At 40.4% G+C, this 22,949-nt stretch carries 24 protein-coding genes and 1 pseudogene; 4 read left to right on the top strand and 21 right to left on the bottom strand.

From position 1 onward, the window contains the following. Nucleotides 1-125 precede the first annotated feature (125 nt). A pseudogene (locus tag ACEQ1T_RS14325) lies at nucleotides 126-479 on the bottom strand (YqeG family HAD IIIA-type phosphatase); the annotation flags it as partial. Nucleotides 480-994: 515 nt separating this feature from the next. Here ACEQ1T_RS14325 and ACEQ1T_RS14320 point away from each other — a divergent pair. Beyond that, a complete protein-coding gene (locus ACEQ1T_RS14320; RefSeq protein WP_035331211.1) occupies nucleotides 995-1,135 on the top strand; it encodes a sporulation histidine kinase inhibitor Sda in 141 nt (46 codons plus the stop codon). Nucleotides 1,136-1,209: 74 nt separating this feature from the next. Here the strand turns inward: ACEQ1T_RS14320 and ACEQ1T_RS14315 are convergent, their stop codons facing one another. Beyond that, nucleotides 1,210-1,986, bottom strand: coding sequence for a phosphatidylserine decarboxylase (locus ACEQ1T_RS14315; protein ID WP_370223451.1), 777 nt, complete (start codon nucleotides 1,984-1,986; stop codon nucleotides 1,210-1,212). A gap of 272 nt (nucleotides 1,987-2,258) precedes the next feature. On the opposite strand from ACEQ1T_RS14315, the gene pssA reads away from it, so the two are divergent. Continuing rightward, nucleotides 2,259-2,798 (top strand): CDP-diacylglycerol--serine O-phosphatidyltransferase, encoded by a 540-nt coding sequence (gene pssA / locus ACEQ1T_RS14310; RefSeq protein ID WP_370223450.1) that lies wholly within the window; start codon nucleotides 2,259-2,261, stop codon nucleotides 2,796-2,798. Between the two features lie 38 nt (nucleotides 2,799-2,836). On the opposite strand, the gene ACEQ1T_RS14305 is transcribed toward pssA, so the two are convergent. Further along, nucleotides 2,837-4,633 carry a M3 family oligoendopeptidase gene (locus ACEQ1T_RS14305; protein WP_370223449.1) on the bottom strand — a complete coding sequence of 599 codons (1,797 nt, stop codon included), beginning with the start codon at nucleotides 4,631-4,633 and terminating at the stop codon, nucleotides 2,837-2,839. A gap of 125 nt (nucleotides 4,634-4,758) precedes the next feature. Then, the gene (locus ACEQ1T_RS14300; RefSeq protein ID WP_009333045.1) at nucleotides 4,759-4,914 is read right to left on the bottom strand and encodes a hypothetical protein; all 156 of its coding nucleotides are present in this window, start codon (nucleotides 4,912-4,914) and stop codon (nucleotides 4,759-4,761) included. Nucleotides 4,915-5,370: 456 nt separating this feature from the next. Here ACEQ1T_RS14300 and ACEQ1T_RS14295 point away from each other — a divergent pair, with 456 nt between their 5' ends. Further along, nucleotides 5,371-6,333: a F510_1955 family glycosylhydrolase gene (locus ACEQ1T_RS14295; protein WP_370223448.1), complete on the top strand. Its 963-nt coding sequence runs from the start codon at nucleotides 5,371-5,373 to the stop codon at nucleotides 6,331-6,333. Between the two features lie 25 nt (nucleotides 6,334-6,358). On the opposite strand, the gene sigK is transcribed toward ACEQ1T_RS14295, so the two are convergent. The 4 genes from sigK to mtnN all read right to left on the bottom strand — a co-directional run bounded on the left by sigK (nucleotide 6,359) and on the right by mtnN (nucleotide 9,528). Then, nucleotides 6,359-7,078 (bottom strand): RNA polymerase sporulation sigma factor SigK, encoded by a 720-nt coding sequence (gene sigK / locus ACEQ1T_RS14290; protein ID WP_206838850.1) that lies wholly within the window; start codon nucleotides 7,076-7,078, stop codon nucleotides 6,359-6,361. Between the two features lie 807 nt (nucleotides 7,079-7,885). Beyond that, nucleotides 7,886-8,080 carry a YrzI family small protein gene (locus ACEQ1T_RS14285; protein WP_244671131.1) on the bottom strand — a complete coding sequence of 65 codons (195 nt, stop codon included), beginning with the start codon at nucleotides 8,078-8,080 and terminating at the stop codon, nucleotides 7,886-7,888. A 321-nt stretch (nucleotides 8,081-8,401) separates the two neighbouring features. Beyond that, nucleotides 8,402-8,662, bottom strand: a complete 261-nt coding sequence (locus ACEQ1T_RS14280) for a YrhC family protein (RefSeq protein WP_206838852.1) — start codon at nucleotides 8,660-8,662, stop codon at nucleotides 8,402-8,404. A gap of 158 nt (nucleotides 8,663-8,820) precedes the next feature. After that, nucleotides 8,821-9,528: a 5'-methylthioadenosine/S-adenosylhomocysteine nucleosidase gene (gene mtnN / locus ACEQ1T_RS14275; RefSeq protein ID WP_206838854.1), complete on the bottom strand. Its 708-nt coding sequence runs from the start codon at nucleotides 9,526-9,528 to the stop codon at nucleotides 8,821-8,823. A 221-nt stretch (nucleotides 9,529-9,749) separates the two neighbouring features. Here mtnN and ACEQ1T_RS14270 point away from each other — a divergent pair, with 221 nt between their 5' ends. After that, nucleotides 9,750-9,956 (top strand): YrzA family protein, encoded by a 207-nt coding sequence (locus ACEQ1T_RS14270; RefSeq protein ID WP_206838856.1) that lies wholly within the window; start codon nucleotides 9,750-9,752, stop codon nucleotides 9,954-9,956. 19 nt (nucleotides 9,957-9,975) lie between these two features. Here ACEQ1T_RS14270 and ACEQ1T_RS14265 read toward each other — a convergent pair whose 3' ends face one another. From ACEQ1T_RS14265 to alaS, 13 genes are all read right to left on the bottom strand, one after another. Next, nucleotides 9,976-10,653: a YrrS family protein gene (locus ACEQ1T_RS14265; RefSeq protein ID WP_370223446.1), complete on the bottom strand. Its 678-nt coding sequence runs from the start codon at nucleotides 10,651-10,653 to the stop codon at nucleotides 9,976-9,978. 224 nt (nucleotides 10,654-10,877) lie between these two features. Next, on the bottom strand, nucleotides 10,878-12,671 hold the full coding sequence (locus ACEQ1T_RS14260; RefSeq protein ID WP_206838861.1) for a penicillin-binding protein 2: 1,794 nt from the start codon (nucleotides 12,669-12,671) through the stop codon (nucleotides 10,878-10,880). A gap of 56 nt (nucleotides 12,672-12,727) precedes the next feature. After that, the gene (greA, locus tag ACEQ1T_RS14255) at nucleotides 12,728-13,204 is read right to left on the bottom strand and encodes a transcription elongation factor GreA (protein ID WP_009333053.1); all 477 of its coding nucleotides are present in this window, start codon (nucleotides 13,202-13,204) and stop codon (nucleotides 12,728-12,730) included. Between the two features lie 250 nt (nucleotides 13,205-13,454). Beyond that, entirely contained in the window at nucleotides 13,455-14,090 is a 636-nt protein-coding gene (gene udk / locus ACEQ1T_RS14250; RefSeq protein ID WP_206838862.1) for a uridine kinase, read from the bottom strand. Between the two features lie 3 nt (nucleotides 14,091-14,093). Next, entirely contained in the window at nucleotides 14,094-15,362 is a 1,269-nt protein-coding gene (locus ACEQ1T_RS14245) for a U32 family peptidase (RefSeq protein WP_370223445.1), read from the bottom strand. Nucleotides 15,363-15,395: 33 nt separating this feature from the next. After that, the gene (locus ACEQ1T_RS14240; RefSeq protein ID WP_206838866.1) at nucleotides 15,396-16,325 is read right to left on the bottom strand and encodes a peptidase U32 family protein; all 930 of its coding nucleotides are present in this window, start codon (nucleotides 16,323-16,325) and stop codon (nucleotides 15,396-15,398) included. A gap of 5 nt (nucleotides 16,326-16,330) precedes the next feature. Then, entirely contained in the window at nucleotides 16,331-16,966 is a 636-nt protein-coding gene (locus tag ACEQ1T_RS14235; RefSeq protein ID WP_370223455.1) for an O-methyltransferase, read from the bottom strand. Nucleotides 16,967-17,299: 333 nt separating this feature from the next. Continuing rightward, nucleotides 17,300-18,433 (bottom strand): endolytic transglycosylase MltG, encoded by a 1,134-nt coding sequence (mltG, locus tag ACEQ1T_RS14230; protein WP_370223443.1) that lies wholly within the window; start codon nucleotides 18,431-18,433, stop codon nucleotides 17,300-17,302. A gap of 320 nt (nucleotides 18,434-18,753) precedes the next feature. Next, nucleotides 18,754-19,038, bottom strand: a complete 285-nt coding sequence (locus tag ACEQ1T_RS14225) for a DUF1292 domain-containing protein (protein WP_009333059.1) — start codon at nucleotides 19,036-19,038, stop codon at nucleotides 18,754-18,756. 14 nt (nucleotides 19,039-19,052) lie between these two features. Then, entirely contained in the window at nucleotides 19,053-19,469 is a 417-nt protein-coding gene (gene ruvX, locus ACEQ1T_RS14220) for a Holliday junction resolvase RuvX (protein ID WP_206838870.1), read from the bottom strand. 2 nt (nucleotides 19,470-19,471) lie between these two features. Beyond that, a complete protein-coding gene (locus ACEQ1T_RS14215) occupies nucleotides 19,472-19,738 on the bottom strand; it encodes an IreB family regulatory phosphoprotein (protein WP_009333061.1) in 267 nt (88 codons plus the stop codon). Then, on the bottom strand, nucleotides 19,735-19,938 hold the full coding sequence (locus tag ACEQ1T_RS14210; RefSeq protein WP_206838871.1) for a hypothetical protein: 204 nt from the start codon (nucleotides 19,936-19,938) through the stop codon (nucleotides 19,735-19,737). The genes ACEQ1T_RS14215 and ACEQ1T_RS14210 overlap by 4 nt, the downstream gene beginning before the upstream one ends. A 42-nt stretch (nucleotides 19,939-19,980) precedes the next feature. Further along, nucleotides 19,981-22,614 carry an alanine--tRNA ligase gene (gene alaS / locus ACEQ1T_RS14205; RefSeq protein ID WP_370223441.1) on the bottom strand — a complete coding sequence of 878 codons (2,634 nt, stop codon included), beginning with the start codon at nucleotides 22,612-22,614 and terminating at the stop codon, nucleotides 19,981-19,983. Nucleotides 22,615-22,949 lie beyond the last annotated feature (335 nt).

The following is a 22,949-nucleotide window of genomic DNA, read 5'->3' as shown; positions in this document are numbered from 1 at the left end:
CTGTAAGGACATTTACTTCTGGGATTCCAACCATAAATCCAACAATCTTAAAATTGGATGGACTCGCTAATAAAAATCGTTTTACCTTTTCATTCATTTGCACTTCTCCCCTTTTAAATTTATATATCACCACTCACAACTGTTTCTTCTTTTCTCAGACCCATCTCTGATAGAGCTCTTAGGAAGGCCCTGCCCATTGGCTTTCTAGCCTGGTAAATAAATGGAATTTCAAGAGGGTCGGAAAAAGCCTTAACCCGATTTTCATTATTATTTGACACAATGGTAACCTTGATGTTGCTTTGCTTCATTTCTTCAAACCAGCTAATCAGCTTCGGCGTTGCATTTGGCCTGTCCCATTCGACTAATGTATTATCCAGGTCCGTGATAATTCCTTTAACTCCCTTTTCCTGTAAACTGTGGGGAGTAATTTCAAATATACTTTTAACATGCTGATCAGGCAAAAAATGCTTTAACACTATATTTACACCTCAATCATTTATCGTATGGTCCAACAATAGCCCTCAAATAGCTCCCGGGCTTTATTAATAAATAGCTTCAGCAGAGTTTTCACTATAGAAAAACACCGATTCCATCATATCCAATTTCATCCGCTCTTTCAAAAGAAAAACTGGCGGACACAATCCAGCTGTTCTATTTTATACGATTCCACAAAATGGGGAAAGACACTCAAAACTCAGTAAATTTCCATGGAATAGGCGTGATTTATGCTTAAAATAAAAATTTTTCGACAAAAACCAACTACTCTTCCACCCTGTGGATAACTTTATGCACATAATCCAATATGATTTCTATACTTTTTCCCTTTTTATAAACAAAATAATCACAGGTTATCCACGGTTTCCTGTGGATAAGAGAACAGTTGTTCTAATCGTTTAATTTTGCTAGAGTAGGGGTACAACATAAAATCTTACATTATATGTATAAAATAATTCTTTTAGAACTGAAATATTAAGTACCTGGAGGTGGGACAGGAATGCGTAAACTGTCAGATGAATTACTAATCGAATCATATTATAAAGCAAAGGAACTGCAGCTTAGCAAAGACTTCATTCGTTTAATCGAAACAGAAATCCACCGTCGCTCACTATCAAACAGAATAAAAGTTACTTCTTAAAAATGGACAAGCCCTTAATAGGGCTTTTTTTATTCTCCGTATTCCTTAAAAACCGTAATAAATGGCCCACACATTCACATTAGAGTTCCAATCCGCTCCCCTACTTTAATGTGAGCAGGAGTCCTGATTGACTTTTCTAGTTCGAATTTCCCTTGCTCAAATAGGAGAATGACAGTAGAGCCAAACGTAAAATAGGCCATTTCCTTTCCTTTTTCAAGCCTATCCCCTTCATGAGTAAGCTCAATGGAATTTACAAACATAGCGCCAACCTTCACAATCGCAATTGCTGCATCACCATGTCTCACTTCAGTTATGCTCCGATAATTTTTGGAAAGTGTATCTCTTCCATATTTTAATCCCCATTTGTTGACCGGAAAAGATTTCAGCCCAAGAATCCATTGATCTGCTACCTTTCCAGTGACCGGGCTGTGTATCCTATGATAATGGCTCGGACTTAAATAAAAGATCATATAAGTGCCGCCCGCATATTTTCCTGCTTTATTTTCACCCAGCATCTCAGAGATTGAATAGTTTTTTCCTTTTACTGTAATCATACGATCCTCACGGATGCTCCCAACATCTTCGATTACCGCATCTACCGGGCTTACTGCCGAGTCAGGGCTCACATCTGTTACTCTTGCACCTTCTTTTAGCCTTCTAATGAAAAACTCATGAAGTGTTGGATATTCATGGAGGTTTTTTTCCATTTCACTCTCATTTATATTATAAATCCTTGTAAAAGATGGAATGACCCGCCTGCTCAAATTTGATTTAGCAAATTTCTGCAGCATCCCGGATGTCCATCTTCCATTTGTCAATTCAATCAGCAGGCGATATACAGGTTTTAACAAATGACATGCCCCCTAAAAAATATGTTCTTTACGAACAGGCATAAAAAGCATAGAATAAAATATTATTATATAACATATAAAACTAAGTTTGCCATAGACTTCCTCAGATTTGACGCTTTTTTTATTTTTGGCTTTCTTGAAATACTGTGGTTTACATATTATTTTCCCTTCCATATAATTCCCAATTATCAGTAAATTTTAACACATTGCCCATAAGAAAAAACTTCTTATAGTCTGCAAGCTGTGATTCCCAGGTGCAAGGAGTGTTTGACATGTTTTTACAGGATGTTCTTGACTTAACCATTAAGAAGCTAAAGGCACAGACAGCCAATATCTTAACTCTGTCTAACCTGTTCTTAGGGTGCTTTGCTATTTTATTTTCTATTAATGATAATTTGAAATTGAGTGTGCTGCTGATCTTTATCGCAGCTCTTGCTGACCGTTTTGATGGGATGGCAGCAAGAAAAATGAATATTGAATCGGATTTAGGAAAACAGCTGGATTCCATGAGTGATATTATTTCTTTTGGCGTTGCTCCTGCACTGCTCCTATACATAGGCGTCCTTTATGATTTTGGGGCACCAGGAGCCTTCTTAACTGCTCTATATATCGGATGTGGAGCTTTGCGGCTGGCCCGTTTTAACATCTGTGAAAATAATAGCTATTTTACAGGCTTGCCGATAACGGCTGCCGGCTGTCTGGCCACTTTATGCTTTCTCGCAGTTCCATATTGGCCTTCGCCATTATTTCTCTTTATCATGTTGACACTTTCCATTTTAATGATAAGCCCTTTCAGGCTGAAAAAAGTGTAAAAAGAGCCGTGCTCAAAAGAGCGCGGCTTCTATTTTTATTAGTTTGCTGTTAATGCCAGGAACTCTTCCACATCGTCCATGCATAATTGAACGGCACTTTCCCAGAACTCAGGTTTTGTTAAATCGGCATTTAAATGCTTCATAGCCAAATCTTCGACTGTCATCGATGCTGTATCCTTCAATAATGCTATATATTTTTCTTCATACCCTTTTCCTTCTTTAAGAGCCTGTGCATAGATTCCAAGCGAGAACAAATATCCGAAAGTATATGGGAAATTATAAAACGGCACGCCAGTAATAAAGAAATGGAGCTTTGAAGCCCAGAAAGATGGATGATACTCATCAAGGGCGCTGCCATAAGCTTCTTTTTGGGCACCCGTCATGATTTCATTCAGACGGTCCGCACTTACATTACCCCGTTTTCTTTCTTCATAGAATCGTGTTTCAAACAGGAATCGTGCATGTATATTCATTAGCAGCGCAACAGACCTTTGCACTTTATCTTCTAAAAGCGCCAGTTTCTCTTCTTCTGATCCTGCATTTTTCACTGCTGCATCAGAGACAATCATTTCTGCAAAAGTAGAAGCTGTCTCAGCAACATTCATGGCATAGTTTCGATTAAGCAAATGAAGATCCCTCATTGCGTATGTATGAAAACCATGCCCCAGTTCATGTGCCAGGGTTGAAACATTGGATGGTGTCCCTGAGTATGTCATAAAGATCCTTGATTGGCTGCTTTCAGGGAAGTAGGTATGGAATCCGCCAGGCGCCTTTCCTGGACGATCTTCTGCTTCAATCCATTTTTCTTCAAACGCTTTTTTAGAAAAGGCAGTCATTTCTTCTCCAAAGTGAGCAAACTGCTCAAGGATAAAGTCAGCACCCTGCTGATAGGTTAATTTTGTTTCTGACTTGGAGAGCGGGGCATCCAGGTCATACCAGCTTAATTTTTCTAAGCCTAGAAGCTCAGCTTTTCTCTCCAAATATTTAACTAGAGGTGCTTTATTTCTGGAGATTACATCCCACATTGTATCCAGAGTTTCTTTTTTCATCCTGTTTATGTCCAGAGGTTCTTTGAGGAAGTCATTCCAGCCTCTTAATTTATAAACATTTAATCTAAAACCGGCTAAATGATTTAAAGTTTTAGATAAATAGTCAGACTGGCCGTTCCATGATTTTTCCCAGTTATCAAAAACTTCCCTGCGCAAAGTTCTGTCAGGACTTGAAAACTTATTAGCAGCCTGTCCAACTGAAAGCTGCTTTATCTCGCCATCTTCAGTGTAAGGAATTTTTAAATTTCCTACTATTACGTCATACATCTGGCCCCATCCGTGGTAACCATCAACAGAAAGGGCATTTATGACAGTTTCTTCCTCTTGCGGAAGTCTTTCTGAGGCATTTTCGCGTCGTTCGTTTAATACAAATGATAGTTCATTTAATAAATTATCATTTATAATTTGCTCCCAAGAACTTTGTTCTATACTTGCAAGCTTTTGATCAAATACAGTTAAAGCGTTTTGAAAAGCTGCACTAAGTTCCGTAGTTGCCCCTCTAAGGTCTTTCGCTTTCTTATCCCCGGTATTCTGGGCCTGAAGACAGCTTACAAAAGCACCAGCCTGTCGCACTTTTCTTGCTGTCTGCTGGAAAAGCTCAATGATTTCACTTATTTCAGCTGCATCTTCAGCTGAATTAACAGGCTGCCATTTATGTATTTGATTAAAAAATGAATCAATATGCTTTCTTGTCTCCTGTAAATGCTGATCAAATTCTGCTGAGTCGCTTCCACCCTTAAAAAAGACATTCAAATCCCATACTGACGAATAGGCTGTTACAGTCATATGATCCCCCCATAAAAATTTCGATTACAGAAATATTATACCGTGATTTTTCCGAAATTTCTATAAAATACTCTATATAAAAAAGAAGCCCACACCCTGAGGTATGAGCCAACTGCTGGTTACATCTACCTGAAATAGCCTCCGCCATAGTATGCAAATCCTCCAAATACAAGCAGCAGGATCAGCAATACAACGACGAGGGCAAGCCAGAATCCTCCGCCTCCATAATAACCGCATGGATAAGGAGGGGGAACGGGATAACCGCCATAACCATAAGGCATATCCTTTACCTCCCTTCGCCTTCTATTACTAAGATATGTAATTAAAGGACCAGCGTTTAGGCTTTTGCACTAAAATAACGGTGAAAAATCGGTAATTTCTTAGCACCGCTATTAGAATAGTTCATAGAATATACTAGAAGGAATTTTATGGGAGGAGTGTTAAATGAAGATTATCTCAATCTGCAAGATATGCAAAGGCACAGGCAGCATTAGAGCATGTAAATTCATAAAGAAATCCTGCCCTGCCTGCAAGGGATACGGCAAAGTGACTAAACACCTTTCCGATTTCAAAAAAGAGGAACGGAATAAGTTTTTTCTTCACTCTTAACACGGAACACGGAGCAATTTATATGAACCCTTCCACAGGCAAGGGTTTTTTATTTTAAGCTGAAATACTATATAATGACATCGATAATGATCATAACCATTGAACTGATATGAATTGGAGTGAAATGAATGAAACAAGGCAGAACGATTTTGGCAGTTCTCCTGTTATTGCTCGCAGCTGGCTGTACTGCTGAAGAAGAGCAAAGTAAAAAAACTGCTGAAGAACCTTCAAGTACTTTAGAAGAGGCTGACTATTCTATTATTGAGGCATCAGCTCAGCAAATCGACCATATCCAAGGAATCGGATACCCGGGAAATGATACTGGACTCTACCTATCATCCAGCGATGGCTTAAAGTTTTTTAAAGAAGGCATTTGGCATGAGGCCACTTCCGCTAACCATGACTACATGGGTTTTCAGGCAGTCAAAGATGGATTTATTGTCAGCGGCCATCCCGATAAGAACTCTGTCATAAAAAACCCTCTTGGCATTGTGAAAAGCACTGATAAAGGAGCTTCCTTCAAGAACCTGGCTTTTAGCGGAACAAGTTCCTTTCCTTTTTTGGCTGCCGGCTATGAAACAAATATTATCTATATGATCAATCAGGAAAAAAGCGACGAGCTTGAAGCAGGTGTCTACCGATCACAGGACACAGGAAAAACATGGGATCCAGTCAGCTTAAACGGGCTTGAGGCCGACACACTTGGTATGATTGCGGCACATCCAACTCATCCGGAAATAATGGCCATGTCCACAAGAAGCGGCATCTTCTTATCACAGGATAAAGGTGAAACCGTGAAATTAGTATCTGAGCCAATGATGGCTACAGCTCTCACTTTCACGGAAAATAACCTGTACTACGCGTATGCAGATCAGGAAAAGGTTCAGATGAGCAAAATCGATCTTAAAACGATGGAAAACTCACAAATCAAAATTCCTTTTCTCAGCTATGACAACCCTATTACATACATTTCTGCCGATAATAAATCTAAGGGAAGGCTTGCTATTTCAACCTATCTCAAGGATTTATATGAATCCGCAGACAGCGGTGTGAACTGGCAGCTTTTATTAAAAAATGGAAGAATAGAATAACCAAAGGGACAGTAGAACTGTCCCTTTAACTGTTATTTTTCCTTTTTTCTTTTTCCGCCCGATAAAACTCATGGAACATTTTCATCAGTGCCCTCTTTTCAATCCGGGAGACGTAACTTCTTGAGATTCCAAGCTCCTTGGCAATTTCTCTTTGTGTTTTTTCTTTTTGCAGGTCAAGCCCGAACCTTCCCACAATTACTTCTTTTTCTCTGTCATCTAAAACATCAACATACTCCTTCACTTTTTCAAGCTCCATATTTAACTGAATCGTATTAATAACATCCTCAGATTCCGACTTAAGAACGTCAATAAGGGATATTTCATTCCCTTCTTTGTCCTGCCCGATGGGATCATGAAGGGATACATCTTTTTTCGTCTTCTTCAGTGCACGCAAGTGCATAAGTATCTCATTTTCAATACAGCGGGCTGCATACGTGGCAAGCTTTGTGCCTTTTCCTTCCGAATAGCTCTCGATTGCCTTTATCAGTCCGATTGTCCCTATTGATATCAGATCTTCAGAGTCCTCGCCTGTGTTTTCGAATTTCTTAACAATATGGGCGACCAGTCTTAGATTATGTTCAATAAGCATATTACGCGCATGCGCATCGCCAGCAGCCATCAATCGCAGGTATTTCTTTTCATCTGCAGGAGACAGCGGTTGAGGAAATGCATTATTTTTTACATAAGATACAAGAAACACAATCTCCTTAACCAAAAACCCGAGTGCAGTTAAAATACCGGACATCGTTCCACCCCCGCTTAGAATGCGTTCAAAAATGTCTATAACTAATTCCTATGTATGGATGGAGTTGTTTTTGTCTGTCCAATAGAGATATTTTCTTCAGAAAATATTTCGTTCTTCATTTTCTCTGCAATTAGACAAGCTTTCTGTCATGATAATAAGATATAATCATTCATGTACTAAATAATTATCGCTGGTATCCCTAATACATAGCTTTGGAAGAAAGAGGTTTTGAAATTTGAATGCCCAGAGAATTATTTTAGCTCTCGTTTTTTTTATTGTTCTGCTTGACAGCGTTGCCAAATTTATTTTCGAAGGTTTTTCTTTAAAGACCTTGCTGATATTGCTTGCAGTTTCTGGAATCGTTTTATTTCTCTGGATTTTCCCAAACAAAAAGGACTGACTTTTCAATCCCAAAAGTCAGTCCTTTTTGTTTTATTGCAAATTACTCTGTTACGCTCACCTCAGCCGATATGATGCAGCCGATAGTGGCGCACACAACCAATCCCATTACGATCCAGAACATCCTTCACACCCCTATAAAATTCCTTATTTTCTTTAATGTAACATGGTTTTTGCTTCAGAAAAGAAGAGGAATGTGAACATACTGTTAATCCGGATCAAGTGGATCAGTTCCTTTTTTTGCGGAATTTAAGAGTTAAAATTAAAATATGCAAAGACATGCACCATCCCTCCTAACCGGTTACAGCTTCGTTAGGTGGAATCTTTCTCCACCCAGAAAATTGCCTGACGTCCTTGTAAAATGTAAAACATTTAGCAAACCACCTTTCCTAATTTTTATCACTGAAATTAAAATGGACGGTAAATAGAGAATTGACGATCACGGTTTTGATCGATAATTTTTTTAGCCATTTGTTCACGAACAACATCTTCTGCTGATAATTGACGTTTTTTAATCGTGACTGTCAAAAAGAATATATTTAATGTCATTAGATATTCCACCTCCTCGTTCATATCCAGCCTGAAGGCACAAAAAAGCCGCAAAGAGATACACTCCCAGCGGCCTGGCCATAAGGCATAAAAAACCGCAGGGCACAATTCTCCCTGCGGCATGGATATGTAATGTCAATTAAGCAAATCTAAGCGATCCATTCCATGTAGGTCGAATTTGTAAAATATTTATTTAACTGTGCTTCTACTACAATTGCCTTTAACATCATTTCATTCGACCTCCTTTTTAGAATATTTTCACTTACATTGGTAATTATATCCACAATTATATAGTTTGTAAACCTTTTTTGATCATTTTTATTATATTTTTTATATTTTAAAAAAAACGCCCGGAAATCCGGACGTTCATTTTATTTATTTTCTCATTAGGTATTCCTGGCCTTCATCCGTTTCATTCAATTTACTTCGGCATCGTTTTGAAAAGAGGAAGAAAAGGATTGAGCCAAGCAGGAAAGCTGAAGAAGATCCAGCCATTATATATAAATCAGAAACTGTATTTGCAGTGTCAGGGATAATCAAACCAATGTAAAAAAATGATCCGACAGCAAGCATAGAAATTGCAAAACGCTTGAAATCCACCATTTTTTCAAATAAATGCTTTGCTTCATTCTTCATTTATTATCACCTTCTATGGAATAGATCTATTAAGACTATAATCCTACTTTAACATATATGGCAGAAGTGAAGGTTATGTAAATAATGTAAGCGAGGGAAAACCTCCAAATTAAGAAAAGACGGCTCCCCATGATGGAAAGCCGTCCAGTATGACGTCGCTATCTTTTATTATTGCTTAGGGCATCCACAATCTTCATTACCAGCGTAGCGGAATGAAGTGCCGCCTTCTCCAAAAATTGCTCAAATGAAACATCGGATTCTTTTCCAGCAATATCAGAGAGTGCACGAATGACAACAAAAGGAGTCTGAAATTGATGGGCCACCTGTGCCACCGCCGCTGCTTCCATTTCTACTGCCTGCAGGTCTGTAAATTTATCACGAATATAATCCACTCTTGCGGGATCATTCATGAAGGAATCACCTGTTGCAATTAACCCTCTGACAACCTGGATATCCCCGATTTCCTTTGCACACGCTTCAGCGATCTGCACCAGACTGCCGTCTGCTTCAAAAGCAGGCGGCAATTGCGGCACCTGGCCATATTCGTAGCCAAAAGCGGTAACGTCTACATCATGATGCCTAACCTCTGTTGAGATTACCGTATCGCCCACATTCAATTCAGGATTAAAGCCTCCAGCAGAACCGGTATTGATTACATAATCCGGCTTATATCTCTCCAAAAGAATAGCAGAGGACATGGCTGCGTTTACTTTGCCTATGCCTGAACGGAGAAGCACCACTTCCGCGCCATTCATTTTCCCTGCTGTATACTCGCACCCGGCGATCGTTTCCTGGCTCTTATCTTCTATTTTATCTCTAAGTAATGTTACTTCCTCTTCCATTGCTCCAATAATAGCTATTTTCATTATAAAACCTCTTTCTCATTTTTCTAAGCTTTTGATTGCATTCATCAGGATTAGAATGCCCATATGCAGTATTCAAAATCTATTCTACCACCTTAGACGGGATGTTTGCCATATTCGAAAATCTATCCATATATACCCCTTCCAGATTAGAAAGTTGCCAGACTAAAATGGACCCCATAAAATAAATATTATAAAACTGTATTGAAAGGAAGGGAATCACAATGAATTTTCAGTTCGATTTGATAGAAGATAAAGTTGAGTTCTATGAGGCTCCTGATGTAAAAGAGCTTGAAAAGAAAATAAGTGCACAGATTGAGCATAATAAAGCAATCCTTTTATCTGTACATCACGTTTCCCATCAAATGCATCTTGATGAGAATGGAAGAACTTATTACTCGGCGATGGTACACTATAAGGTAAAAAAATAAGGACGCCAAGGCGTCCTTATTAATTGATTTCATTTAATACTTCTACTTTGGATGGCTTCCAGCCTTCACCGTCAACCCAGTCTATATAGACACGGTACTTTTCGCTCTGATCCTTTGTGGAAATTGTCCCGACAGAGCTGTTTGGCCCATTATTGCCAAGAAACCATACAGTCATATTGCCCTGATCAACTCCAGTAGCATAGGTAATGGCATTGAGCATTTCCTGCCAATCAGCAGAATTTTGATCATAAACAACAGTATGTTCTCCGGATTGAGATGTACCGACTGGTTTCCATGCTGGATTTTCGATCGTTTTTTCCACATCAGGCGCACTTCCGCCTTCTGTTACAACTTGTTCTTTTGCTTCATCAGATTCCTCTTCTTCTTCATTTTCATCGGCTTCATTCTCTTCTGCCTCTTTTTCATCTTCCTCGGAATCTTTATCTACATTGTCTTTATCTTCCTCTGCTTCTTTGTTTTGATTATCCTCGCTCTTTTCATTCTGTTTGGAGTTATTTTCAGACGCGGTCTGTTCATCTGCAGGCAATGCCTGGTCATTATTTCCGCCAAAGAATATTTTTGCAGAAACAAAGATAATCAAGATAATAACAAGTGCAATAAGGCTATTTAAAATGACGTTTGTTTTTTTTCTTTTTTCCCTTTTCCCAAAACGGGATTCTCTACTATTCCCTTTCAAGGCTTTCTCCTCCCCAATCTGTCCGGATTACAGGTAAAATATTAATAAATGATTAGAAATTATAAATCCTGCCGCAAACAGATATGCTATTACCCAAACAGCGGCTGTCAACATTCTAACATGGAATCAGGTTATCTTAAAAGAAATAACCTATGGACTCAGGTACTGCCAGCAATTAAATGGACGACGTCAGCATGCGGAAAGTTACACTATACCATATTTGTTTAAGAGTCTGCAGAGTCAGATGGAGGATTTTCTTTTTTATGATTATTGTTATAGATTTCTTTCACAATATCAGCAAAAAGCGGATTTACCCCTCCTGTGTCTTCAGTAACTTCCAGGTTTACCGCTACAAGGGCATATTTTGGATTTTTATAAGGGAAATAACCAGCAAACCATTTATTGTGAAGCTGTTTTCCATCTGCCATTATGCCTGTTTCTGCAGTGCCCGATTTACCTGCAACTTCGTATGGAAGTTCTTTAAACCAGCGGCCGGTCCCATCTTCATTAATTACTACTTCCCTAAGCAGCCTTTGAAGCTTCATAGCAGTATAAGGGGCAATAATATCTCCATCCAGCTTCTGCTTTTTGAATTCTATAAGAGATGTACTGTTTTTATATTCTATTTCAGAAGCAACCCGGACCATTTCTTTTTCGCCTCCTCTTGCTATAGTTGCCATCATGTTGGCAACAGCAAGCGGAGTGGCTCTCACTTCATGCTGCCCAATCCCTGTCAGGCCTGCAAAATTACTGTCTTTTTTTGCCTCTTCAGTCAAAAACACTCGTCCTTTTTCTTCGTCTTGAAGCTGTTTGAAATCGTTAAAATGATAAATATTCCCCTGCCAGCTTACAGGACCCGTTAATGAAAGTTTCTCTGCATACTCCTCAAGAAGATCGGGATTTATATCTTTAAGCTCCTTAGCAATGGTAGCAAATGTATTATTGCAGCTTCTGGCAAAGCTATCATTAAAATTCAGCATCCCATGCTGGTATTTAAGGTCAGGCTCCCCGTTAATTTTCCTGCTGCAGTCAAATTGCCTTTGTGGATCGTCCAGACCATGATCAATTGCCGCAGCTGCCACCACTGTTTTAAAAACCGATCCCATAATTTGCTGTTTAATCATATGATTTACTGTCCCGCTGCTTTCTTCATCAAAAGGATTATCTTTATTAATGGATGGACGCGACACCATTGCCAAAACCGAATTAGTCTCTATATCAAGGAGGGCAACTCCCCCTTTTTTTATCCCATGCTGATCAGCCAATTTTTCGGCCATCATCTGCAAATCGTAGTCCAAGGTTGTTTTAATATTGACCGGATAAAAGGGGTTTGCTGGCTCAACATATTTTACATCAATCCCAAACAGCGGTCCGCCTGTCCCATCCACATGATAGACAAGTTTTGATGCCCCTTCAGGAAGCAGAAACTCATCAAAGCTTTTCTCCATGCCGGTAATGCCAATCATTGTGTCAGAAGACAGATCTTTGTCCGGATACCTTTCATTCAAAACATTCTGATTTTGCCCGGTAATTCCAATTAGCTGAGAGGCAGGTTTCTCAGAACGGCTGTATTTCTTCTCAACAGCAAAGACACCCGGAATTTTCAATGCATTGATGTCCTCCATCTGATCGAATGACAACTGTATTGGCTCTGGGGTTCCAAAGGCAAACGGCTCTTTTGCATTCTCAACTGAATGTCGCAATGAATACTCCGAAGCACCCGTAATTTCAGATATCTTCTTTATATCCCACTCCATTCTTGCAAGGAAGGGGAATAATATAAGGACAGATTTATTTTCAAATGTCATTGGATTTCCGCTGCGATCCAGGAAGTTTCCTCTCCCGGCATCAATAATCATCTCCTGGGACCGCTGACGGACACTCGCTTCCAATAGATTAATTTCTCTGCCTGTAAAATGCTCTGTTGAAACAAGCTGCAGCTGTATCAATCTGCCCATAAGAAAACAAAGGACCATGAAACTAACGATAAGCCAGCCAACTGCTCTTTTTCTCCACATAAAAAACACCTCGTCAAAAGTCTTGACGAGGTTTTCTGATTTCAAACCAGCTATTCTTATTTAATGGAAACAATGCGTACGTTCATTTCTCCACCAGGAGTCTGAACAGTCACTTCGTCTCCAACTGTACGGCCAATCAGGCTTTTTGCAATAGGTGAATCATTTGAGATTTTTCCTTCAAAAGGATCTGCCTCTGCACTTCCCACGATGGTGTAAGTTTCTTCGTCTCCATCTGGAAGCTCTACAAAAGTAACGGAGCGGCCAAGTCCCACAATATCTCCGGCCATTTCTTCCTCTTGGATTATCTTTGCATTGCGGATCATATTTTCAAGAGTGGTAATCCGGCCCTCAACAAATGCCTGCTCTTCTTTCGCTGAATCATATTCTGAGTTCTCGGAAAGATCTCCAAAGCTTCTTGCGATTTTTATACGTTCAACCACTTCTTTGCGTTTAACCGATTTTAAATATTCAAGTTCCTGCTCAAGTTTTTCTTTACCTGCTTGTGTCATTGGGAAAACCTTTTCTGTAGCCAAAACCTTCACTCCTTCGAATTACACATTCTTTAAAAGTATGTGTTCTATAATGTATGTACTTCTTTTTATCATATTTTTAGGAAAATGAACAGGAGCGCGTCCTTTGTTAAAGGGCGCGCAGATCATCTTTTTATGTTGACTGGCTCTGGAAGATTTTGACTGACGGACTAAAGCTGGAATCAGCATCATATCTTAACACAGCCATTCGGTAAAAGGATAAGTCCTATAGAACATTTTCAATGCTATTGTTTCATAAAAATGACTTTTGTTCAAGAATTGTTTGAATTTTTGTGACCATTAAATCTATGGCAACATAATTATGCCCGCCTTCTGGGATAATGATGTCAGCATATCTTTTGGTCGGCTCAATAAATTGATTATGCATTGGCCGTACCACATTTACATATTGTTCTATGACGGAATCCATGGTGCGTCCCCGTTCTTTTATATCCCTGAATAAGCGGCGGATAATACGCAAGTCGGCATCCGTATCTACATATAATTTCATATCCATCAGATTACGGAGCCTCTCATCCTCAAGGATCAGAATGCCTTCTAAGATGATGACATCTTTTGGTTCGACTTCAATTACCTCTTCTGACCTTGTATGCATGGCATAATCATATACAGGCTTGTCAATCGGTTCATATCTTAGCAGGTTTTCAATATGTTCAATTAGCAAATCGTTATCAAATGCAAGCGGATGGTCATAATTCGTTTTCAATCTTTCTTCAAAAGGCAGATGAGTTTGATCCTTATAATAATAGTCCTGTTCGATCATAAGGATTGAATGCCCTTTGAAACGGTCATAGATCGCTTTGGTTACGCTCGTTTTTCCTGAGCCGGAACCGCCGGCCACCCCAATTACAACGGGTTTGCGTTTCATTGATTAGAGCTCCTTTCGCATCATGTTGTTAGGGTATACCGGCTTATCCACCTTAAATTGAACAATTTGAAGCGGATGGCGCGCTGCATCCAGTTCATTGCCTTTTTCATCCCATATTTTATCGATGACTTGTGTAAAATTGTCAATTTCAGGACCGAAGAATTCAACTTCTTCTCCAGGCTGAAATTTGTTTCTCTGCTGAAGGGTAACAATTTTTGTATCCGGATTGTATTCCAGTACAAGCCCGACGAAATCGATATTCGTCTTTTTGCTATGATTTCCAAACATTTGCTCTTTATACCCAGGAACCCCTTCAAAGAAAGCGGGAGCTGTTTCGCGGTTTGCACACTTATCAAGCTCTTCAAGCCATTCCTGCTTAATCTTGAAGTTATCTGGATCTGCACAATAGGCATCAATGACTTTACGGTATACGCTGACTACTGTTGCAATGTAATGAATGGATTTCATGCGTCCTTCTATTTTTAAGCTGTCGATTCCCAGTTCAATCATACGGGGAATTGATTCAATCAGCTTAAGATCTTTCGGACTAATAGCAAAAGGAGCATCTCCTTCGCTGTATAAAGGAACTTCATTCCCGTCTTCAAGCTGGTATAAGTCATAATCCCAGCGGCAGGATTGACAGCAGCCGCCCCTGTTGGAATCACGGGCTGTCATATGATTGCTGAGTGTACAGCGTCCTGAGTAGGCAATACACATTGCCCCGTGGATGAAGGTTTCAATTTCAATGTCTACCTTCTCCTTCATTTCTTTGATTTCCTCCGCACTTGTTTCACGCGCAAGGACGACACGCTCCAAGCCTTCTTCTTTCCAGAACTCGACTGCCTTCCAGTTGGATAGGGATTGCTGCGTGCTTAAATGGACTTCTATCTCCGGTGCAACACGTCGGCAGGTTTCAATGATAAGCGGATCTGCTACAATGATTCCTGCTACTCCTGCTTCTTTAAGGCCCAGCAAATACTCCTCAAGACCATCAATATTTTCGTTATGCGCAAAAATGTTGGTTGTGACATAAATCTTAGCTCCGTATTTTTTGGCGTATTCCACGCCTTCTTTCATTTCTTCAAAAGTGAAGTTGCCTGCGTTCGAACGGAGGCCATATTCCTGTCCGCCGATGAACACGGCGTCTGCACCATAGTGGACGGCAATCTTCAGCTTTTCAAGGTTTCCTGCCGGAGCAAGCAGTTCAGGCTTCTTTACAATAACCCTTTTGCCGTTGACAATTTCGGAAATCTTCTCTTTTACCGCTGCCATAAAGCTTCCTCCTCTTTCTTTATAATATAATCATCAGTAGACGGTTTCTTTAAAGAAGAACCCAGTATCCAGCTTTCGGTTCGCCGGCTGAATTTCTTCAATTTCAGCGAGAAGGCCATCTTTTATATCATCATATTGTTCCGGGTCTTCGACACATAGATCAATAGCTTTTCTGTAGAGTTTAGTGACTTCGATAATATAGTCCGGGCTTTTTAATACTCCATCAATTTTAAATGAATCAACGCCTGCTTCAATCATCTCCTGCAGTTCATCTATAATGCAGATGTCATTAGGGCTCATGATATGAGTGCCATTTTCATCTTCGAAGATCGGGTATTTATTTTCCCGTTCCTTATCGTGAAGGAACATATTCTTTTCCTGTTTGCGGTTTTCAACTTCAAGGGCTTTTCCCTGGTACTCATAATAATTGCCAAGCAGGGAGCGCTTTGACTGGAACATTGCAGTCATGCCATGAACCTGCACTTCAATTTCCACTTCAGCATTTTCTTTTATTTCGATGATGGCATCCATATTAATCTCTCTTGCCAGAACAGCGCGTTTAGCACCCTTTCTGCCCCAGTAATTGCATGTATACCAGTTTGTTGCAGTCGTTTCGGTATTCCAATGGAGCTTCATGTCAGGGGCCGCGGAACGGGCTGCCATTAATACAGCAGGATCCCCGAAGATAACAGCATCAGCATTTATTTCTTCTAAGAAACTGATGTAGTCCTCAAGCTCAGGCACTTTATCATTATGAAATAAAGCATTCATCGCCACAAACACTTTTTTTCCATGCTTTTGGGCAATTTCCACCGCTTTTTTCACATCTTCCCTTGTGAACTCTCCTGCAAGCCTCAGTCCATAACGCTGTTCACCTACAACAAAGGCATCTGCACCAGCCGACACAAGCTGCTCGATATCTTCAACTCTTGTGGGTGTTACTAACAGTTCAGGTTTTTTCATTATTTTCACCTCTTTTTACTAATTGCCACGCCATCCCCAACAGGCAAAATAACTGTGTGATATTCAGGATGACTCATTAACCATTTATTAAACACATCAATTTTTTTAACCAGATTCCGGATACGTTTATTTTCTATATCAGATTCACACACAAGTCCTTTAAAAAGGACATTATCTGTAATGATTACACCGTCATTAGAGAGGCAGCGGGAATATATTTCAAAAAACCGCTGATATTGTCCCTTTGCTGCATCTATAAAAATTGCATCATAGGGTCCGTGTTTTTTGACGTCCTCCTCAACTTCCAGTGCATCTCCCTTTATGATGAAGATTTGCTCCTTTTTTTGGGCTTCATCTATATATTGCTCGGCAAGCTGGTACCGTTCCGCATCGCGTTCAATTGTAACAATTTTCGCTTCAGGAACTGCGAATGCCATTCTGAGTGCAGAATAGCCAATTGCCGTACCTACTTCTAAAATTCTTTTCGGCTTTTGGATGCGCAAAAGCTGAAGCATCGCCTCGATTCCTGCCAGTTCCATGATCGGAACATTATGTTCTTTGGCGTATTGCTCCATTTTGCTCAGCAGATGGGGTCTTTCAGGTATTATTTCCTCTATATATGCATGCAGCTTATCGTTCATCAAGCTGGCATCACCTCGATCAGACGGAATTTTATTGTCCAGCTGCGGCTCTCAGGACGCTCCTGTCTAAGCCGTTTCCCTCCAGAAGAAAATATGCCTTCTTACAGGAATCATCTTAATCTTGTCGTCCCTATCCGCTATTCTATTTAGACATGAAAAAATAGCGTTCACAGATAGGATGTGAAAATGCACTGTTTGGCATTCCGGCTTGAGTTAGCCTATATCCATGCTTGTCCGTGATTTACGCTATCGCAAAGCTTGTATTAAAACACCTGATCTATTTTACCATAATTAAAAGGGGAATGCTATATCGCACATTCCCCTTTTTGCTGACTAATTATTTGTAATATGCTGTGCTTTCTTTTGGTTATGCTCATCCAGAGTTTTTGAGAAAAGCACTTCTCCTGTAGATGTTGCCAGGAAGTACAGGTATTCTGTCTCTGCCGGCACCAATGCTGCTTCAATTGATGAAACGCCTGCATTTGCGATTGGTCCGGGCGTCAAGCCAGGATACTTATATGTGTTGTATGGCGAGTCAATCTCCAAGTCTTTATATAGGACCCTTGATTTATGTTCTCCATGCGCATACAGGACAGTTGGATCTGTCTGCAGCGGCATTCCTGTGTCTATCCGATTGTAGAAAACACTCGCAATCTGATCACGGTCTACTTTCGCTGTTGCTTCTTCCTCTATGAGCGATGCCATTGTCAATAATTTGTGCGGGGTGTATTCCCTCTGCTCCATGTCGCCTCTATACTCTTTAATAACTGATGCCGTTTTATCGAGCATAACTTTGACAATTTCCTCTATAGTCGGATCTTCTTTGTAAAAAGGATAGGTTGCCGGGAATAAGTATCCTTCAAGAGGATACTTAATATTCTCTGCAAGGATTTCCTTTGTCAGCAATTCAGGATATTCTGCCATTAAAGACTCTATAAAAGCCTTATCATTGAGTTTCTTCAAAACGTCTTCAGGTTTTTTATCAGTCTTTTCGGCAATAATTCCTGAGATTTGCTCAAGCTGTTTTCCCTCCGGAATGGTGATCTTAAAAGCCATTTCTTCCATAACCTTACCTGTTTTCAAGCTATCCAGGATTTCTTTCATGTTCATGGAAGGCTTCAATTCATATTCTCCTGCCATGAATCCAGCTTCATTTTTAAATTTCACATAATATTTAAAGACACGCGCATCCCTGATAATTCCATTTTCTTCAAGAACAGTGCCGATTCCTGTAACAGATGAACCGATTGGTATTTCTACTTTCTTTGGCTTATCATTGTCGGGATCAACAGGCTTTAAAGCTGAATTAATATAAAAATATCCGCCGCCAATTACTGCAGCAGCTGAGATTAATAATATGATTGCAACTATCATGACAATTTTCCGGACTACTTTCGCTTCCCCTTGGCGCTCAATCAATTTTTCGCGTATTATTTCTTTTTTTCCTTTTTTATCGTCTGCCGACATCACATATCCCCTCCGTTCCAAAGACGTTGGCTTCTTTTGCAAAAGACAGGCTAATAGCATGATGTTATCCAGTAAATTAACCAGTTTGCTTTCTTGCCAACAAGCCTAAGTATAACTTCGCATCATCATTTTTGTTTCCTGATACATCTCGGCTTATTATACTATATTTTCTTTTGGAAGTCGCAGGATATTACAAAAACCAAAAAGAAACGCCAATAATTTCCACGATTTTCACTTTTGGTTTTAATGATTTTAGGCCTTTTGAACCTATATCAGAAATCGGGGAGAAAAATAAAAAACTGGCCCGGGGGCCAGTTTTATTAATCTTCTTGCTCATCAAGGAATGTGTTAAGCATTTCTTCAATTAAATCCCATTCCTCTTCTGTTTCGATTGGCTGCAGTTCGCCGTCCTTGCTGTCTTCGCTTGGGCTGAATGCAGATGCATGAATTTCAATTTCTTCATCATCATTTTCATCTGCTCCCACTGGGTAGTACAGGACATATGACTTGCCGAATTCTTCGGAATCAAACGTGAACAATACTTCACAAAGCTGCTCGTTGCCTTCCTCGTCAATTACAGTAATGTTGTTATCTCCATGGTTCATTTCTGTTCACCTCATTAAATTTGGCTATTTAAAAAGCCTTGTAAAATCATGACGGCTGCCATTTTATCAATGACCTTTTTCCGTTTCTTGCGGCTGACATCCGCTTCAAGCAAAACTCTTTCAGCTGCCATTGTAGAGAGACGCTCGTCCCATAATACGACCGGAAGACCAAATAGCTTTTCCAGCTCCGAAGCATAAAACTGGCTTGCTTCACCGCGGGGGCCAATGGTTCCATTCATATTTTTAGGCAAGCCGACAACAATTTTACTGACTTCATGCTCTTTTATTATTTCACTAATTCTTTCAAAACCAAACTCTTTTTCTTCCTCGTTGATTTTGATGGTTTCCAAGCCCTGCGCTGTCCACCCAAGCGCATCGCTCAGAGCGACGCCGACTGTCTTAGAGCCGACATCCAGTCCCATAGTCCGCATGTTTACCCCTCACGCTGCTGTTTTAAGTATGATTTAACCAATTCTTCGATGATCTCATCCCGTTCAAGTTTACGGATGATATTGCGGGCATCCTTATGGCGGGGAATGTAAGCTGGATCCCCGGACAGCAAGTAACCGACAATTTGGTTAATAGGGTTATACCCTTTTTCCTGGAGGGCCCCATAAACTTGAAAAAGAACTTCATTCACATCTTGTTCGATTGGTTCTTCAGGAAAATTGAACCTCATTGTTTTATCAAATGAGCTCATATCTTACACCTCGCTTTTCTGAATGAAGGATGAGGATAGCTTATATGTGCCGGACCTGAAATCCGGTAAACAGCCAGCTTATCCAGCTCTTCATAACGGTTTGGCCTGCCGCCTGAATAAACAGAGCGATCAATAAATGATCTTGTTCCTGACAGGAAAACATGGTGAAGAACAAGCTGTTTCTTCCTGATGATGAACAATCTCTCTTGGTTACCTTCATTTTACACTACTTTTCAGGGATATCAAACGGATTTAACCCATTCTTCCACAAATTGCAGAGCACTTTCAAGTTTTTCCGGGTCTTTTCCGCCAGCCTGGGCCATATCCGGACGGCCGCCACCGCCGCCACCGCATTTTGCAGCGACTTCTTTGACCGCTTTGCCCGCATGGTAGCCTTTTTTGATCAGATCATCTGTTACCCCTGCTATAATATTCACTTTACCCTCATTTACACTGCCTAATACCACAACTGCAGATCCGAGTTTTTGTTTTAAATCGTCGGCCATATTGCGCAGATTATTCATGTCTGACGCCTGAACCTTTTCAGCAAGAACAGTAACGCCGTTGACTTCTTTTGCCTTTGATACCAGGCTCCCTGCTTCAATATTGCCCAATTTTGCAGCTAAAGATTCGTTTTCGCGCTGGAGCTGCTTCATTTCTCCAAGCAGCACATCAATTCTTGCAGACAAATCTTTTGGATTGGTTTTTAATTTGCCTGAGGCTTCTTTTAGAACATGAATCTGGTCATTCATCAGCTTATATGCAGCCTCGCCTGTTACAGCTTCAATTCTGCGTGTTCCAGCCCCAATTCCGCTTTCCGATTGAATCTTAAACAATCCGATAGAAGAAGTGTTCGGAACATGACACCCGCCGCAAAGCTCAAGACTGTAATCCCCAACCTGAACAACACGGACAATCTTGCCATATTTCTCACCAAATAGTGCCATAGCCCCCATTGCCTTTGCCTCGTCAATATCTTTGAAATTGATATCAACATCAAGGCTTTGCCATATTTGTTCGTTGACAATAGCCTCAATCTTCTCAAGTTCTTCAGAGGTAATTTGCCCGAAATGAGAGAAGTCAAAGCGAAGGCGATCAGGGCCTACCAGGGATCCAGCCTGGTTGACATGGCTTCCCAGTACATCTTTTAAAGCCTGATGAAGCAAGTGAGTTGCAGTGTGATTCTTGATTACCTTAGAACGGATTTGCTCATTTACAGAAGCCAGTACAGATGCTTCAGCCTTCAGCGTTCCTTCTTCAACGACAGCTCTATGAAGGTTTTGTCCATTTGGCGCTTTTTGAACATCCTTAATTGAAACTTTTAAACCCTCTGCTTCAAGAGTTCCCTGGTCCGCAATTTGTCCGCCGCTCTCTGCGTAAAATGGTGTTTCATTCAGAATCAGCTGGACTTCTTCACCAGCATGGGCTTCATTAATTAACTGCCCGTCTTTTACGATGGCTGCTACTTTAGCTTCTGTCTGAAGCTTATCATACCCAACAAATTCGCTTTCAGTTTTAAGCTCACCTAATACGCCGCCTTGGACCTGCATGGAATCTACATCCTGACGCGCTGAACGTGCACGCTCGCGCTGTCCTTCCATTTCCTTTTCAAATCCGGCATGATCCACCTTCATACCTTCTTCTTCCGCATATTCTTCAGTTAATTCTACCGGGAATCCATACGTGTCATAAAGTCGGAAGACATCTGCCCCCTGAATCGTAACACTGCCTTTTTCCTTTTCTTTCTTAATAACAGAAGACAGGATGGCAAGACCTTCATGAAGTGTTTCATGGAAACGTTCTTCTTCGTTTTTGATTACCTTTTGGATAAAGTCTGTTTTTTCTTTTACTTCCGGATAGAAGTCATGCATTATTTCCCCTACTACCGGCACCAAATCATACATGAATGGCTCATTTATATTGATTTGCTTGGCATATCTGACTGCACGGCGAAGCAATCTTCTTAATACATAACCCCGTCCTTCATTGGAAGGAAGCGCACCATCCCCCACTGCAAATGCTACTGTGCGGATATGATCGGCAATAACTTTAAATGCAACATCCGTTTCTTTAGAAGCTCCATAATTCTTGCCTGAGATTTCTTCTGTTCCGCTGATAATTGGCATAAATAGATCTGTATCAAAGTTGGTAGGCACATTTTGAACGACAGATGCCATCCGTTCAAGCCCCATCCCGGTATCAATATTTTTCTTTGGAAGAGGCGTATAGGTGCCATCCGGATTATGGTTAAATTCAGAAAACACAAGGTTCCAAACTTCTAAATACCGCTCGTTTTCACCGCCGGGGTATAATTCAGGATCTTCCGGGTCATTTCCATACTCAGGTCCGCGATCATAGAAGATTTCTGTATTTGGACCGCTTGGGCCTTCTCCAATATCCCAGAAATTCCCTTCCAGGCGTATAATTCTTTCTTCCGGAACTCCCACTTTTTCACGCCAGATTTTGAAAGCTTCGTCATCTTCGGGGTGAATCGTAACAGATAGCTTTTCTTGTTCAAACCCAATCCAATTTTTATCAGTCAAAAACTCCCAAGCCCAAATGATGGCTTCTTCTTTAAAATAATCACCAATTGAAAAATTGCCCAGCATTTCAAAAAAAGTATGGTGCCTTGCTGTTTTGCCTACATTTTCAATATCGTTTGTCCGGATGGATTTTTGGGCATTTGTAATCCTTGGATTCTCAGGGATGACGCGGCCATCAAAATATTTTTTCAGAGTGGCGACACCACTATTAATCCAGAGCAGAGAAGGGTCTTCGTGCGGAACCAGGGAAGCGCTGGGTTCAACAGCGTGTCCTTTCTCCTTGAAGAAGTCTAAAAACATTCGGCGTATTTCAGCACCTGATAATTGTTTCATTCTAACCAGCCTCCTAAAATTATGTAATAGCATTAAAAACAACAAAAAAAGCCCTCATCCCTGGACAGGGACGAGAACTTGCTCGCGGTACCACCCTGATTATGGAAGGTTAAAACAATGACCAGACCTTTATCCAGCATTAATTAATCTCCCATCTCTCAGATCCATAACGCGGATAAACGGCAGTGATTAGCTGCACACTCGGGATTAGCTTTCTGTTATCCTTCATCTGGGAGTTCTTTCAGCCTGGGAACTCCCTCTCTTTTATGAATGCAATACCAGCATTTCACGCAGATGGCCTATAACATACTTATTCCGTCAACATGTTTAATATA

It is taken from the genome of Cytobacillus sp., from assembly GCF_964223445.1.
Classification (GTDB): Bacteria; Bacillota; Bacilli; order Bacillales; family Cytobacillaceae; genus Cytobacillus.
The sequence above is the reverse complement of the archived record's forward strand: the minus strand, read 5'-3'. Positions and strand labels throughout refer to the sequence as shown.

Coding starts and splice junctions, on each gene's coding strand:
- ACEQ1T_RS14320 (WP_035331211.1), top strand. CDS start 995: ATGCGTAAACTGTCAGATGAATTACTAATCGAATCATATTATAAAGCA.
- pssA (WP_370223450.1), top strand. CDS start 2,259: ATGTTTTTACAGGATGTTCTTGACTTAACCATTAAGAAGCTAAAGGCA.
- ACEQ1T_RS14305 (WP_370223449.1), bottom strand. CDS start 4,633: ATGACTGTAACAGCCTATTCGTCAGTATGGGATTTGAATGTCTTTTTT.
- ACEQ1T_RS14300 (WP_009333045.1), bottom strand. CDS start 4,914: ATGCCTTATGGTTATGGCGGTTATCCCGTTCCCCCTCCTTATCCATGC.
- ACEQ1T_RS14295 (WP_370223448.1), top strand. CDS start 5,371: ATGAAACAAGGCAGAACGATTTTGGCAGTTCTCCTGTTATTGCTCGCA.
- sigK (WP_206838850.1), bottom strand. CDS start 7,078: ATGTCCGGTATTTTAACTGCACTCGGGTTTTTGGTTAAGGAGATTGTG.
- ACEQ1T_RS14280 (WP_206838852.1), bottom strand. CDS start 8,662: ATGAAGAATGAAGCAAAGCATTTATTTGAAAAAATGGTGGATTTCAAG.
- mtnN (WP_206838854.1), bottom strand. CDS start 9,528: ATGAAAATAGCTATTATTGGAGCAATGGAAGAGGAAGTAACATTACTT.
- ACEQ1T_RS14270 (WP_206838856.1), top strand. CDS start 9,750: ATGAATTTTCAGTTCGATTTGATAGAAGATAAAGTTGAGTTCTATGAG.
- ACEQ1T_RS14260 (WP_206838861.1), bottom strand. CDS start 12,671: ATGTGGAGAAAAAGAGCAGTTGGCTGGCTTATCGTTAGTTTCATGGTC.
- udk (WP_206838862.1), bottom strand. CDS start 14,090: ATGAAACGCAAACCCGTTGTAATTGGGGTGGCCGGCGGTTCCGGCTCA.
- ACEQ1T_RS14245 (WP_370223445.1), bottom strand. CDS start 15,362: ATGGCAGCGGTAAAAGAGAAGATTTCCGAAATTGTCAACGGCAAAAGG.
- ACEQ1T_RS14240 (WP_206838866.1), bottom strand. CDS start 16,325: ATGAAAAAACCTGAACTGTTAGTAACACCCACAAGAGTTGAAGATATC.
- ACEQ1T_RS14235 (WP_370223455.1), bottom strand. CDS start 16,966: ATGAACGATAAGCTGCATGCATATATAGAGGAAATAATACCTGAAAGA.
- mltG (WP_370223443.1), bottom strand. CDS start 18,433: ATGTCGGCAGACGATAAAAAAGGAAAAAAAGAAATAATACGCGAAAAA.
- ACEQ1T_RS14225 (WP_009333059.1), bottom strand. CDS start 19,038: ATGAACCATGGAGATAACAACATTACTGTAATTGACGAGGAAGGCAAC.
- ruvX (WP_206838870.1), bottom strand. CDS start 19,469: ATGCGGACTATGGGACTGGATGTCGGCTCTAAGACAGTCGGCGTCGCT.
- ACEQ1T_RS14215 (WP_009333061.1), bottom strand. CDS start 19,738: ATGAGCTCATTTGATAAAACAATGAGGTTCAATTTTCCTGAAGAACCA.
- alaS (WP_370223441.1), bottom strand. CDS start 22,614: ATGAAACAATTATCAGGTGCTGAAATACGCCGAATGTTTTTAGACTTC.